Raw genomic sequence first — 13,842 nt, forward strand, 5'->3', positions numbered from 1 at the left:
GGATGGATGACAGGCTGATCGTCGCGATGGACGTGCCGGATGCGCTGGCGGGGCTGAAGCTGGCCGACAGGCTGGGCGATGCGGTGGGCTTCTACAAGATCGGGCTGGGCATGCTGACCGGCGGCGGTCTGGCCCTTGCGAACGAGCTGAAGCAGGAACGCGGCAAGCGCATCTTCCTGGACATGAAGCTGTTCGACATCGGTGCCACGGTCGAGGCCGCGGTCCGGGGTCTGGCGCAGTTCGACCTGGATTTCCTGACCGTGCATGGCGATCCCCACGTGGTGCGCGCGGCCAAGGAAGGTGCGGCGGGCAGCAAGCTGAAGATCCTGGGCGTGACGATCCTGACATCGCTCGATCGGGGCGATCTGGATGCGGGGATGATGCAGCCGGGCGATCTGCACCAGATCACCGTGGAACGCGCGGCCCGCGCATTCGAGGCCGGGGCCGACGGCATCATCTGTTCCCCGCGCGAGGCTGCCGATATCCGCGCCCTGCCCAATTCCCGCCTGATCGTCACGCCGGGCGTGCGTCCGGCGGGCAGCGCATTGGGCGACCAGAAGCGGGTCGAGACCCCCGCCAGCGCCATCGGGGCAGGGGCCGACCATATCGTCGTGGGCCGTCCCGTCTGGCAGTCCGACGATCCCCGTGCCGCCGCGCAGGCGATCCTGTCGGAACTGCGCGCGCATTGACGCGGCCCGCCCCCGCCGCCACCATCGGGTCAGGCAGCGGGGGCGGGCATCATGGCGAACGGATCATCCGAGAAGGCCCATAACGATCTGGTCCTGTCCTTTCTTGCGGTCAGGCGGGCCATCGGCGCGCTCGGGTATTTCCTGCCGGTGATCCTGCTTCTGTCCGCCGCCTTCATGCCGGGCGGACTGCGGACCAGCATCTCGTCCTACTATTACAGTTCGATGCGCGAGGTCTTCGTGGGCACGATGTTCGCGCAGGCAGTGTTCCTGTGGTCCTATGAAGGGTTCCGCCCGCGTGCGGGGGAACTGATCACCGACCGCCGCATGGCACGGCTGGCCGCGATCTCGGCGGCGCTGGTGGGCCTGGCGCCCACATCCGGGCCGGCGGGCGATTGCACCGCGCTGCAATGCATCCTGGGGCCGGACCTTGCCGCGGGCGTGCATTTCGTCGCCGCCGCGCTGTTCTTCGTCGCGCTTTCGGTCTTCTGCCTCGTGCTGTTCGTCAGGGGCGATGTGAACAGCCCCGAGAAGCGCGCCTCGAACCGGATCTATCGCATTTGCGGCTGGACGATCCTCGGCTGCATCGGGGCGATCGGGGCGATGGCCGTCACGGGGCTGGACGACGCGCTGGCCGTCCTGCGCCCGGTCTTCTGGCTGGAAAGCATCGCCTGCTTCGCCTTTGCGACAAGCTGGGCGGTCAAGGGCGACAGCCTGCGGCCCCTGGTGCGCAACATGGTCAGGGGCGCCTAGGCGACGGCCCTGATCCAGTCGCGGAAATGCGGGATCGACAACGGGTGCGACAGGTATTCCGCGACGGGCATCATCGCCCAGCCTTGGCCTTCGTCGCCAAGGCGGATCGTCGCGATCTCGGGGGCGGTGATGCGGCCCATGAACAACCAGGACGTCATGCCGGGGCGGGAATGGGACGGAAAGGGATGCCCGGTCAGCCGGTGGGCAGGCAGCTGCAACGCCAGTTCCTCGGCCAGTTCGCGGATCGCGCAATCGACGGGGCTCTCGTCTCCCTCCCGGCCGCCGCCGGGCAGGTCCCAGTGCGAAGGGAAGGGCAGCCCCTCGCGGTCGTCGCGCTGAAGCGTCAGCATCCGCGATTCGTGGCGCAGGAACAGCTTGGCGCCGTTGAAGCCCCTACTCGGCTGCGAATCGGCCAAGGCTGCGATCCATGCCCAGGGTGGCCAGCCGGGCGACCACGCGCTCCATCCGCTTGGCGAAGGCGTCGAAATCCGGGCGCGGGGTGATCGTGGGCTCGTCCATATAGAGAGAGCGGTCGATTTCCAGCTGGACCACATGGACGTTCTGGGCGGGGCGACCATAGGCCGAACAGATATAGGCCCCCGAGAAGGGCGAATTGCGGCGGATGCGCCAGCCCTCGTCCTCCATCGCCTCGCAGACCGCTTCCGAGATTCGCGCCGCCGCCGACAGGCCGTGGCGATTGCCCAGCACCATGTCGGGACGCGGTCCCTGCAGATGGGCCAGCGCATCGTGGGGCATGGAATGCATGTCGATCAGAATCGCCTGGCCGAAGGTCGCGCGGGCCTCCTGGATCAGGGTCGCAAGCTGCTGGTGATAGGGGCGCCAGCAGGCGTCGATGCGGCGCTCGGCCTCGTCACGCTCCATCTGGCGAAGATGGATCGCGCGGCCCTGGGACACGACGCGGGGAATCACCCCCAGCCCGGCCATGGTGCGCTGATTCAGCGGATGGCGCGGGACCCCGCGCACCAGCAGGGGGTCGATCTCGTCCGCGGCGCGGTTCAGATCGACCACGCAGCGCGGCACGACCGATGACAGCGCCACGGCCCCGTAATGCGGCGCGCTCTCGATAAAGCGGTCCACGAAGGCATCCTCGGACGAGCGGAGCTGGGTGGTCGTCAGATTCGTATCATCCAGAAACCATTCGGGATATTCGCATCCCGAATGCGGCGAGGCGAAGATGACGCCGCTTGACCATGCAGCGGGACGGCTGAGCCGGAAGGGCGATGGGATCGGTGTCACGCGGTTTTCCCGTGCTGGAACGACATTCGTATATAAACCTGAAAAAACTGCTGCTGATAGGGCTTGAATACCCTGAAACGCCCTTATATAGACACGCGAACCGAGGCAGAGCGGAAACGCAAAGCAACGGACGGGCGGTTAGCTCAGCGGTAGAGCACTACGTTGACATCGTAGTGGCCACTGGTTCGATCCCAGTACCGCCCACCATTTTTTTCGCCGCCCCCGGCCGCAAGTCGGGGGCATTCGTTTTCCAAGCGGCTGCGACGCGCCGCGATGATGGAGAAGACCTATGAAGGTTCGCAACTCGCTCCGCTCGCTCAAGAGCCGGCATCGCGATTGTCAGATCGTGCGCCGCAAGGGCCGTATCTACGTGATCAACAAGACCAACCGCCGCTTCAAGGCCCGCCAGGGCTGAGATTGCGGGACTTGCGCCGGGACATCCGGCAGGTCACGGAAAACGCGAATGAACCCGCCCGAAACGGCGGGTTTTTTCATGTCCGGATGCCGGATCCCGGCGGACGCGTTAACGAACAGTCAGGAAACACGTTCTGAATGGGGTCCGACGCCTGTATCCTGAACCCCTCCGGCGCGGTGCCGGGTGTATTCGGATCGTGTCATGTTCCTTCTCGGCGGCGTCATCGGCATCCTCATGACGGGAATCATGGTCGACATGACCTCGATCCTGGGCGGCGGCACGGAACAGGACGACGATTCGCCCCCCGATGCCCCCGAAGGCGACGATGCGCTGCCCCCGATCATGCCCGATGCGCCCGAGGAGGAACCGCTTCTGCCCCCGGAACCCGCCGAATCGGAGCCTGCGGGATCGGAACCGGCCGAAGTGGACCTGCTGCCCCTCGCGCCCGAAACCGATGATGCCCTGACCGGCGACCTGCTGATCCGCGGGGGTGCGGGCGACGACATGCTGACAGGCAGCGAAGGCTGCGATCGGATCGAATCGGGTGATGGCGACGATTGGGTGCAGGGCGATCTGCCCTTCGGCCCCGGCGACAACGACACCATCCATGGCGGCGCGGGCGACGATTCGCTGGCCGGACAGGGCGGCGACGATATGCTGCTGGGCGACGACGGCGACGATACCCTTGTGGGCGGCGAAGGGAACGACACGCTGATCGGCGGCGCGGGCAGCGACTGGCTGGCGGGAAATGACGGCGACGATCTGCTGATCGCGGGCGGGGATGCGGACGACCTCGATGGCGGCGCGGGCGACGACGTGCTGATCGGCGACGAGGACGCGGCAACCGTCTGGATGAATGGCGGCGAGGGTGACGACACGCTCATGCCCGGCGCGGGCGATTTCGCATCCGGGAATGCCGGGGCCGACCTGTTCGAACTGCGCGGGTTCCATCCCGAACTGCCCGTCATCGCGGATTTCGACGCGACCGAGGATGTGATCCTGCTGCATGTCCCCGCCGACATGATCGAGGATGCCCGGCTGTCCCTGCACGAGGATGCGGACGGCACCACGGTCATCCGCGTGAATGACGAACCCATCGGGCGCCTGCTGCAGCGCGGGGGGCTGGAATTGTCCGATATCCGCATGATTGCAGGGGATCCGCGGTCGTAGGGGGTTTCCAAGCGGCCCCATTTCGTCTATCTGCGCGCATCCGCCTGGGTCACGGCCCCGGCGGGCGTTTCATGGGCCCGTGCTGGACGACATCCCGGCCTGCGCCGTCACCCCAATCCGAAAGGAGATCCCGATGTCGATCACCGCAGAAGAAAAAGCCCGCGTCATCAAGGAATTCGGCAAGACCGAAGGCGATACCGGCGGCGCCGAAGTGCAGATCGCGATCCTGACCTCGCGCATCGTCACGCTGACCGAGCACTTCAAGACGCACAAGAAGGACAACCACAGCCGTCGCGGCCTGCTGAAGCTCGTCGCTCAGCGTCGCAAGCTGCTGGACTACCTGAAGGGCAAGGAAGAAGCCCGCTACAACGTGATCATCGCCAAGCTGGGCCTGCGTCGCTAAGACGTCGGATCGCCTTGCGATGAAGGCTTCAGGCGCCCGCGGTCGGCCGACCGCGGGCGCTTTCTCGTGCCTTGTCGCGTCTTTTCAAGTGACGCGATTTCCTGTATGGCCGCGAAATCTGAGACGTGAGGCCCGGCCCCGGGGCGCATGCGATAAGGATCGGGGCGGCGGCAATGGGGCCGCCATATGACACGGGATCACCGGAGGGCCGGTGCGTCCCCAGAGGAAACCAGATGTTTGATGTCGTGACGAAATCGATCCAGTGGGGCCAGGAAACGCTCACGCTGGAAACGGGCAAGGTTGCCCGTCAGGCCGACGGCAGCGTCATCGCCACCCTTGGCGAGACGAGCGTGATGGCCAACGTGACCTTCGCGAAGGAACCGAAGCCCGGCCAGGACTTCTTCCCGCTGACGGTCCATTACCAGGAAAAATACTATGCCGCGGGCAAGGTGCCCGGCGGCTTCTTCAAGCGTGAGGCCCGTCCGTCCGAAAAAGAGACGCTGACCGCCCGCCTGATCGACCGCCCGATCCGCCCCCTGTTCGCACCCGGCTTCAAGCACGAAGTCCTGGTGATGTGCACCGTCCTGTCGCACGACCTGGTCAACGATCCCGACATCGTCGCCATGATCGCGGCATCGGCCGCGCTGACCATCTCGGGCGTGCCCTTCATGGGCCCGATCGGCGCCGCGCGCGTCGGCTTCTCGGATGGCGAATACGTGCTGAACCCCGAGGTTCAGGACATGGACCAGCTGCGCGGCAACCCCGAACAGCGTCTGGACCTGGTCGTCGCCGGCACCAAGGACGCCGTGATGATGGTCGAATCGGAAGCCTACGAGCTGACCGAGGAAGAGATGCTGGGCGCGGTCAAGTTCGGCCATGACGCCATGCAGCCGGTTCTGGACCTGATCATCGATCTGGCCGAAGCCGCCGCCAAGGAACCCTTCGATTTCAAATCGCCCGATTACAGCGCGCTCTATGCCCGCGTGAAGGATCTGGGCGAGGCCGACATGCGCGCCGCCTATGCGATCCGCGACAAGTCGGACCGCCAGAACGCGATCGCCGCTGCCAAGACGAAGGTCAAGGAGCAGCTGTCCGAGGACGAGCTGGCCGATGCCAACCTGGGTTCGGCGCTCAAGAAGCTGGAATCGGGCATCCTGCGCGGCGACATCATCGAGGGCGGCGCCCGGATCGACGGCCGCGACACCAAGACCGTTCGCGCCATCGAGAGCCAGGTCGGCATCCTGCCGCGCACCCACGGTTCGGCCCTGTTCACCCGCGGTGAAACCCAGGCGCTGGTCGTGACCACGCTCGGCACCGGCGACGACGAACAGATCATCGACGCGCTGCACGGCAACTTCCGTTCGAACTTCCTGCTGCACTACAACTTCCCCCCCTATTCGGTGGGCGAGGTCGGCCGCGTGGGTTCGCCCGGTCGCCGCGAGATCGGCCACGGCAAGCTGGCATGGCGCGCGCTTCAGGCCGTGCTGCCCGCACCGACCGATTTCCCCTACACCATCCGCCTCGTCTCCGAGATCACCGAATCGAACGGTTCGTCCTCGATGGCGTCGGTCTGCGGTGGTTCGCTGTCGATGATGGATGCGGGCGTTCCGCTGAAGGCACCGGTCGCGGGCGTCGCGATGGGCCTGATCCTGGAAGATGACGGCCGCTTCGCCGTGCTGACCGACATCCTGGGCGACGAGGATCACCTCGGCGACATGGACTTCAAGGTCGCGGGCACCGAGGCTGGCATCACCAGCCTGCAGATGGACATCAAGGTCCAGGGCATCACGCCCCAGATCATGGAACAGGCGCTGGCACAGGCCAAGGACGGCCGCATGCACATCCTGTCCGAGATGTCGAAGGCCATCACCGAGGCCGGCAGCTTCTCGGCCCACGCCCCGCGCATCGAGACGATGCAGATCCCGACCGACAAGATCCGCGAAGTGATCGGTTCGGGCGGCAAGGTCATCCGCGAGATCGTCGAGGTTTCGGGCGCGAAGGTCGACATCAACGACGACGGCACGATCAAGATCGCGTCCTCGAACGGCGATGCGATCCAGAAGGCCTACGACATGATCTATTCGATCGTGGCGGAACCCGAAGAGGGCAAGATCTATACCGGCAAGGTCGTCAAGCTGGTCGATTTCGGCGCCTTCGTGAACTTCTTCGGCAAGCGCGACGGTCTGGTCCACGTGTCCCAGATCGCCAACAAGCGCCTCGGCCATCCGTCCGAGCTGCTGAAGGAAGGCCAGGAAGTGAAGGTCAAGCTGCTGGGCTTCGACGATCGCGGCAAGGTCCGTCTGGGCATGCGCATGGTCGATCAGGAGACCGGCGAGGAGATCGTCGAGAAGAAGGAAGAAGCGACCGAGTGATCGGATCGTCTTTCTGAAAAAAAGGGCCCCGCGCGATCGCGGGGCCCTTCTTCGTTCGGGGGCCACGGGGATTTGCATTTGCATCCGCGGCGTATTCCAGCAGAGATGCCTGCATGACGATCAGCCCGCATTTCGCAATCCTGTCGCGCCTGCCACCCGCCCTGCGGGGGCCGCTGCTGCAGTTCCTGACCCGTGACATGGATCTGGATGCGGAAACGCTGCGGGGCAGGCGGGTTCTGATCCTGGGGTCCGCCTCGTGCCTGGCCGAGGATCTGCACGCGCTGGACAGCGCCGGCTACGATCTGCTGGTGCGGTTCAACAACGGGCTGGATACGCCCATGCCCCTGCGCGGACACGATCCGCTGCATTGCGACCTGCTGTTCCATTCGCTGACGGATGATGCCCGCCCGGTGACGCCGGCCAAGCTGGAACGCGCGGGCGTGCGCTGCATCGTCCACCGGACCGCCACCAGAAGCGCGCTGCTGAACACGCTGACCGAGGCGCGGCGCCTGCAGGGTTGCGCAATGGCGCGCATTCCACTGGAACGCTACCGCGCCCTGTCGCACAGGTTGGGCGGGGCCAGCCCCAGTTCGGGGCTCGTGGCGGTATCCGTCATGCTGGAAATGCCCGTGGCGGAACTGGCCATCGCGGGCTTCACCTTCTTCTCGACGCGCTATGTCGCGGGATACGACGATGCCGTGGACACGGACGAGGCGGCGCGCCGCCGCATCGCCGCCGCCGGACATCACGATCCCGCAGCCGAGGCCGCGGTCCTGGCCGAAGACGTCGCCGCGGCCGTGTCGCGCGGGCTGAAGGTGACGCTTGGGTCGAACGTGTTGCAGGCGATCGCCCGCGTGTCCGGGCGCGAAACCGACAGCCTGCTTGCCTGCGCCCCCCGATCCGGGTCAGAACCGCAGGTGCGAAATTCCGATCCCGGCGCCGAGAGTTCGGCACCGATGACACCAAGCGGCACGATATTGGGGGCACCTGCGGATGACTGACCAGCCGGTCCTGATCCTGACGATGAAATGGGGCAGCCTCTATGGGGCCGAGGACGTGAACCGCCTGGCGCGCCAGGTGCGGCGTCACCTGTCGCGCCCGCATCGGTTCATCTGCTTCACCGACGACGCACAGGGGCTGGAGCCGGGGATCGAGGCGATGGACCTGCCCGAGCTGGGCCTGCCCGAGGGACATGCCGACACGCGCTGGCGCAAGCTGGCGATCTTCCGCCCCGATCTGGCGGGGCTGTCGGGCACGGCGCTGTTTCTGGATATCGACCTGGTGGTCGTAGATGACCTGGCCCCGTTCTTCGACCTGCCGGGCGATTTCCGCATCATCCGCGACGACGACCTGTTCCGCCCCAAGCCCCTGCGCCGCCTGAACCCCGCGCGCGACCGCTTTCTGCACAGCGTCGGCAATTCCAGCGTCTTCCGCTTCGAGATCGGTCGGCACGCCTATGTGCTGGACGCCTATCTGGCCGACCCGGCCGCAGCGACCCGCGATTACGAGATCAGCCAGCAGTTCCAGACCGCCCAGCTGGCCGCGCATGGCGATCTGGATTACTGGCCGAAGGGCTGGTGCGTCAGCTTCAAGAACGATTGCGTGGCGCCTTCGCTGCAAAGCTACCTCCGCGATCCGGCGCTGCCCGAGGGCGCGCGGATCGTCCTGTTCGCAGGCGCGCCCAAGATGGAGGACGTCTTCGCGGGGCGGGGCCACAAATGGTATCGGCGGATCGGACGAATCGACTGGCTGCGCGAGGCCTGGCAGGCAAGATGATCGGACAGCTGTTTCGCGGCCTCAAGCATCGCCGCCGCATCGCCCGCGCCCTGGCGGGACTGGAGGCACCGGCCCCCGAGGCGCGGCCCCACGGGTTGCCCGGTCCGCTGGTCGTGTCGCTGACCAGCCATGCGGCGCGGTTCGGCACGCTGAAGCCCACGCTGCAGTCGATCCTGCGGCAGGATATCCGCCCCGATGCGGTGATCCTGTGGGTCGGGCAGGACGATCTGGACCAGCTGCCGCGCAATATCCGCGATCTGCCCGGCCTCGAACTGCGCAGCTGCCGCGATCTGCGATCCTATACCAAGATCGTGCCGACGCTGCGTGCCCATCCGGATGCCCATGTCGTCACCGCCGATGACGATGTGCATTACGAACAGGGCTGGCTGGCGGGGCTGGTCGATGCCGCGCGGAACGGTGCCGCCGTCGCCTGTCACCGCGCCCACCGTGTCGCGATGGAGGCGCCGGGCCGGCCCGCGCCCTACGACATGTGGGACCACAACATCGATGCGCCCGACGCCGGTCCGCAGGTCTTCCTGACGGGCGTCTGCGGGGTGATCTATGCCCCCGGCGCGCTGCATCCTGACGTGCTGCGCGACGACCTGTTCACGACGCTCGCGCCCAGTTCGGACGATGTGTGGCTCTATTGGATGCACCGGTTGAACGGGGTCGAGGCCGTCAAGATCGGGGGGCGTCGCCGCATCCTCGAATGGGAGGGCAGCCAGGACATCTGCCTGCGCCAGACGAACACGCAGGCCGGAACCGGGAACGACCGGGCCATCGCCGCGCTGATGGACCGCTATGGCTGGCCCGGGGGCGCGAAAGCCTGAGCCGCGCCCTTGCGGCCCGGGGGGCGCGGTGTCAGGCTGCGCCCCAAAGCCAAAGGAGGGCCAAGATGTCCGATCTGCTGGACAAGCGTCAGTTCTATATCGACGGTGCGTGGGTCGATCCCGCCGCCGCCCGCGACCTCGAGGTGATCGACCCCTCGACCGAAGAAGCCGTGGCCGTGATCTCGCTCGGGGATCAGGCCGATACCGACCACGCGGTCGCCGCCGCCAAGCGCGCCTTCCCCGCCTGGTCCGCCACCACGCGCGAGGAACGCCTGGCCGTGATGGAGCGCGTCCTTGCGGCCTACGAGGCCCGCATGGAGGAGATGGCGAAGGCCATCAGCCTGGAGATGGGCGCCCCGCAGGAAATGGCGCTGAATTCGCAGGCCAGTGCCGGGTCCTATCACATCCAGGTCTTCCTGGACGCGTTCCGCGATTTCGAATTCGTGCGTCCCCTGGGGCCGCATGCGCCGTCCTCGATGACCTCGTGGGAACCGATCGGCGTCGTGGGGCTGATCACGCCCTGGAACTGGCCGATGAACCAGGTGACGCTCAAGGTGATCCCGGCGATCCTGGCGGGCAATACCTGCGTGCTGAAACCCTCCGAGATCGCGCCGCTGTCCTCGCATCTCTTTGCCGAGATCATGCACGAGGCGGGCGTGCCCGCGGGCGTGTTCAACCTGGTCAACGGCGACGGCATGGGGGTGGGCAGCCAGCTGTCCACCCATCCCGATGTCGAGATGATCAGCTTCACCGGATCGACCCGGGCGGGCATCGCGATCACCAAGGCGGCGGCCGACAGCCTGAAGAAGGTCGCGCTGGAACTGGGCGGCAAGGGGGCGAATGTCGTCTTCGCCGATGCCGACGACCAGGCGGTCGTGCGCGGGGCCCGGCATTGCTTCAACAATACCGGCCAGTCCTGCAATGCGCCGACGCGCATGCTGGTGGAACGCCCGATCTATGACCGCGCGGTCGAGACTGCGGCGAAGGTCGCGAACGAGACCGCCGTGGCCACGGCCCATCAGCCGGGCAAGCATATCGGGCCGGTCGTCAGCAAGGCGCAGTGGGACAAGATCCAGGACCTGATCCAGCAGGGCATCGACGAGGGCGCGCGTCTGGTGGCGGGCGGCACCGGCCTGCCCGAAGGCGTCAATCGCGGTTACTTCGTGCGTCCGACCGTCTTTGCCGACGTCTCGAACGACATGACCATCGCCCAGCAGGAGATCTTCGGCCCCGTCCTGACGATCATCCCCTTCGATTCCGAGGACGAGGCCGTCCGCATCGCCAATGACACGCCCTATGGCCTGACCAACTATGTCCAGTCGCAGGACGGGGCGCGCCGCAACCGCGTCGCCCGCCAGCTGCGTTCCGGCATGGTCGAGATGAACGGCGAATCCCGCGGTGCCGGTTCGGCCTTCGGCGGCGTGAAGATGTCGGGCCGCGCCCGCGAAGGCGGCGTCATGGGCCTCGAGGAGTTCATGGACAGCAAGTCCATCAGCGGCTGGGATGTCGACGCCTGAGGGGCGTCACCCGATCTCTGCAAGAAATATGTAGCCCGCGCCATAGATCGTCTTGATCAGGCGCGGGTTCTTCGGATCCTCGCCCAGCTTCGTGCGCAGGCGGGAAATCCGCACGTCCATCGCCCGATCGAAGCTGTCGCCCGCCGCCCCGCCAAGCGTTTCCAGCATCTGCGCCCGCGTGATCAGGCGGCGCGGATTGTCGGTGAACAGGCGCAGCACCTCGGCCTCGGCATGGCTGAGGGGGGTTTCGACGCCGGTGGGCGAAATCAACGCATAGCGGTCGAAATCGGCAGTCCAGCCGGCAAAGCGCAGGGTCTGGGCGCGCGTTGTCGTGTCGCGGGCCGGGCGGCGCAGGCGCGCGCGGATGCGGGCCACCACCTCGGCCGGTTCGAAGGGCTTGATGATGTAATCGTCCGCGCCCAGCTCCAGCCCCGTCACCCGGTCCTGCACCTGCGCCCGCCCCGAGATGATGATGATCGCCGCCCCGGATTCGCTGGCCAGCCGATGCACCAGCGCCAGCCCGTCGCGGTCGGGCAGGCCCAGATCGATCAGGCAGGCATCGGGGGTGATACGGCGCAGGGCGGCCTCGAACTCGGTCGCGCGGGAAAAGGACTGCGTGCGGTACCCCGCCTGCTCCAGCGCCTGGGACAGAAGGCGGCGGATCTCGGGTTCGTCGTCCAGGATGGCGATCAGCGGCGTGTCGGTCATGCGGTATCCGGTATGGCGTGACGGATGGTGGCGGCCAGCCGTGCGGTGGTGAAGGGCTTGGTCAGGACCGGGCAGCCCGCGCCTTCGCGCAGGGGGTGGCCGGGGGGCAGGGATGTCATGGCGACCATCGGGCGGTCACCTGCCAGATCCAGCCCCAGGCCGTCGCCCAGCTGGATGTCGGTCAGCACCGCGTCGAGGCCCGGCAGGTCGGACAGGGCGCGGGCCTCGGACAGGGTGGCGGCCTCGATCACGGAATGCCCGAGCGAGGTCAGCTGGTCGCGGACCTGTGCGCGGATCTGATCGTCATCCTCGACCAGCAGGATCATGCGGGGCGCGACAGGCCGCCAAGGCAGGCGTAGCGCCACGCGCGCACCGCCCCCGTGATCGTTCGCCAGCCGCAAGGTGCCGCCCGACAGCTTGGCCATGTCATAGACCATCGACAGCCCCAGCCCGGACCCCTGGCCCTTCTTGGTGGTGAAGAAGGGCTCGGTCGCGCGGGACAGGGCCTCGGGGGCGAAGCCCGCGCCCTGATCGGCCAGTTCGATCGCCAGCCAGTCGCCGGTTCGCTGCGCATGCAGCGTGACCGTGCCGCCACCCGGCATCGCGGCATCGGCGTTCAGGATCAGGTTCAGCACGGCATCCTGCAGCGCGCCCGCATCCAGCATCTGCTTGCCGGGGGGCAGATCCAGATCCAGCCGCAGCGCGACACCCTCGGACAGGGCGGGGCGGGCAAGCTGGGCCACCTCGAACAGCAGGGCCGCGGGGTCGGCCGGTTCCTGTGCAGGTTCGCGCGGGCCTGAAATGCGCGCCAGACGGTCCAGCAGCGCAGCCCCGCGCCGGGCCGCGGTCAGGGTGCCCTGCACGTCCTCCTGCGCATCGGGGGGCAGGTCGCGCGCCGCCAGCCGTCCCTGCAGCCCCAGGATGATGGTCAGCAGGTTCCCGAAATCATGCGCCATGCCCGCCGTCAGCTGCGCCGCCAGCGTGCGCTTGCCCGCATGGGCCAGCGCCTCGCGGGCCTGAACTTCGGCCGAGACGTCGGTGGACAGGATATAGACGCCGTGCCCTTCGTGGTCGGGCGTCAGCGCGATGCGGATGCGCCGCCCCGATCCGGGATGCGTGATCTCGAAGACCTGCGCGTCGCCTTCCAGCGCGCGGGCCATGTAGGGCAGCAGCGCAGCGCAGGTTTCGCGGCCCAGGGCCTGTTCCAGCGTCAGCCCCACGACATCCTGCGCGGCCCCCGGAAAGATCGCGGCCAGCCTGCGGTTCGAGAAGGTGTAGCGGAAATTCGCATCCATATGCGCGATATGGGCCGGCACCATCTGGGTCACCTGCCGGGTGCGGGCCTCGGTCCGGGTCAGGATGCGCTGCGCCTCGGACAGGGCGGCGTTGGTCGCGGCCAGTTCGCGGTTCGCCGCCGCCAGCCGTTCGGCGTTCAGCAGCACCTGTTCGGACAGCGCATCCGACCGCGCGCGCAGCAGGCGTTCCTGTTCCTTGATATGGGTGATGTCGGTATAGACGGTGACCCAGCCGCCCTGCGACAGGGGCGCGCCCTCGACCGCGATCCAGCGTCCGTCGGCGCGTTCGCGTTCGAAGTAATGGGGCTGGAACCGGCGGGCCTGCGCCACGCGCAGCGCGACCGCGGCGTCCGGATCGTCCTGCGGCCCGTATTCGCCGCGCGCGACCAGGAAGCGGATCGTGTCCTCGAAGCTGGCACCGGGGCGGGTCAGTTCGGGCGGCAGGTCGAACATGTGCTGGTACCGGGTGTTCGCCACGCGCAGCGTCAGGCCGTCGTCGAAGATCGACAGCGCCTGCCCGATCAGGTTCAGCCCCGATGCCACCAGTTCGCTGTCGACCCCGGCCACCGTCAATGCATCGCGCAGATCCGTCCGCTTCATCCCCGTCCCCCCGGCATCAAGGGTTAGCACCGCCTTCGAGCCTGCGGAAGCGCCGTAACA

Annotated in this window: 14 protein-coding genes and 1 tRNA gene; 11 read left to right on the forward strand and 4 right to left on the reverse strand. The window is 67.2% G+C overall.

What is annotated here, in order from left to right:
* Positions 1-2: 2 nt before the first annotated feature.
* Positions 3-689: an orotidine-5'-phosphate decarboxylase gene (gene pyrF, locus KO490_RS04260; protein ID WP_216018164.1), complete on the forward strand. Its 687-nt coding sequence runs from the start codon at positions 3-5 to the stop codon at positions 687-689.
* Positions 690-740: 51 nt separating this feature from the next.
* A complete protein-coding gene (locus KO490_RS04265; RefSeq protein WP_216018165.1) occupies positions 741-1,439 on the forward strand; it encodes a hypothetical protein in 699 nt (232 codons plus the stop codon).
* On the opposite strand, the gene KO490_RS04270 is transcribed toward KO490_RS04265, so the two are convergent.
* Together KO490_RS04270 and KO490_RS04275 are read right to left on the reverse strand one after the other, a co-directional pair.
* Positions 1,436-1,855, reverse strand: coding sequence for an NUDIX hydrolase (locus KO490_RS04270; RefSeq protein ID WP_252727012.1), 420 nt, complete (start codon positions 1,853-1,855; stop codon positions 1,436-1,438). The two genes, KO490_RS04265 and KO490_RS04270, sit on opposite strands and share 4 nt — an antisense overlap.
* Entirely contained in the window at positions 1,833-2,696 is an 864-nt protein-coding gene (locus tag KO490_RS04275; RefSeq protein WP_303462771.1) for an N-formylglutamate amidohydrolase, read from the reverse strand. Before KO490_RS04275 ends, KO490_RS04270 begins: the two co-directional genes overlap by 23 nt.
* Before the next feature lie 132 nt (positions 2,697-2,828).
* Here KO490_RS04275 and KO490_RS04280 point away from each other — a divergent pair.
* From KO490_RS04280 to KO490_RS04320, 9 genes are all read left to right on the forward strand, one after another.
* A tRNA-Val gene (locus KO490_RS04280) sits at positions 2,829-2,903 on the forward strand.
* A gap of 82 nt (positions 2,904-2,985) precedes the next feature.
* A complete protein-coding gene (gene ykgO / locus KO490_RS04285) occupies positions 2,986-3,111 on the forward strand; it encodes a type B 50S ribosomal protein L36 (protein WP_028725484.1) in 126 nt (41 codons plus the stop codon).
* A gap of 201 nt (positions 3,112-3,312) precedes the next feature.
* Positions 3,313-4,281 (forward strand): calcium-binding protein, encoded by a 969-nt coding sequence (locus KO490_RS04290; RefSeq protein ID WP_216018166.1) that lies wholly within the window; start codon positions 3,313-3,315, stop codon positions 4,279-4,281.
* Positions 4,282-4,414: 133 nt separating this feature from the next.
* Positions 4,415-4,684 (forward strand): 30S ribosomal protein S15, encoded by a 270-nt coding sequence (gene rpsO, locus KO490_RS04295; RefSeq protein ID WP_216018167.1) that lies wholly within the window; start codon positions 4,415-4,417, stop codon positions 4,682-4,684.
* 233 nt (positions 4,685-4,917) lie between these two features.
* Positions 4,918-7,056 (forward strand): polyribonucleotide nucleotidyltransferase, encoded by a 2,139-nt coding sequence (pnp, locus tag KO490_RS04300; protein WP_216018168.1) that lies wholly within the window; start codon positions 4,918-4,920, stop codon positions 7,054-7,056.
* Positions 7,057-7,169: 113 nt separating this feature from the next.
* On the forward strand, positions 7,170-8,057 hold the full coding sequence (locus KO490_RS04305; protein ID WP_216018169.1) for a hypothetical protein: 888 nt from the start codon (positions 7,170-7,172) through the stop codon (positions 8,055-8,057).
* Entirely contained in the window at positions 8,050-8,832 is a 783-nt protein-coding gene (locus KO490_RS04310; protein WP_216018170.1) for a hypothetical protein, read from the forward strand. Before KO490_RS04305 ends, KO490_RS04310 begins: the two co-directional genes overlap by 8 nt.
* Positions 8,829-9,662, forward strand: coding sequence for a glycosyltransferase family 2 protein (locus tag KO490_RS04315; RefSeq protein WP_216018171.1), 834 nt, complete (start codon positions 8,829-8,831; stop codon positions 9,660-9,662). The genes KO490_RS04310 and KO490_RS04315 overlap by 4 nt, the downstream gene beginning before the upstream one ends.
* A 74-nt stretch (positions 9,663-9,736) precedes the next feature.
* Positions 9,737-11,179, forward strand: coding sequence for an aldehyde dehydrogenase family protein (locus KO490_RS04320; RefSeq protein ID WP_216018438.1), 1,443 nt, complete (start codon positions 9,737-9,739; stop codon positions 11,177-11,179).
* A 6-nt stretch (positions 11,180-11,185) separates the two neighbouring features.
* Here KO490_RS04320 and KO490_RS04325 read toward each other — a convergent pair whose 3' ends face one another.
* Together KO490_RS04325 and KO490_RS04330 are read right to left on the reverse strand one after the other, a co-directional pair.
* The gene (locus tag KO490_RS04325) at positions 11,186-11,887 is read right to left on the reverse strand and encodes a response regulator transcription factor (RefSeq protein WP_216018172.1); all 702 of its coding nucleotides are present in this window, start codon (positions 11,885-11,887) and stop codon (positions 11,186-11,188) included.
* Positions 11,884-13,782, reverse strand: coding sequence for a PAS-domain containing protein (locus KO490_RS04330; protein ID WP_216018173.1), 1,899 nt, complete (start codon positions 13,780-13,782; stop codon positions 11,884-11,886). Before KO490_RS04330 ends, KO490_RS04325 begins: the two co-directional genes overlap by 4 nt.
* Between the last annotated feature and the right edge of the window lie 60 nt (positions 13,783-13,842).

The sequence above is a fragment of the Paracoccus sp. C2R09 genome (assembly GCF_018860625.1).
Taxonomy (GTDB): Bacteria; Pseudomonadota; Alphaproteobacteria; order Rhodobacterales; family Rhodobacteraceae; genus Paracoccus.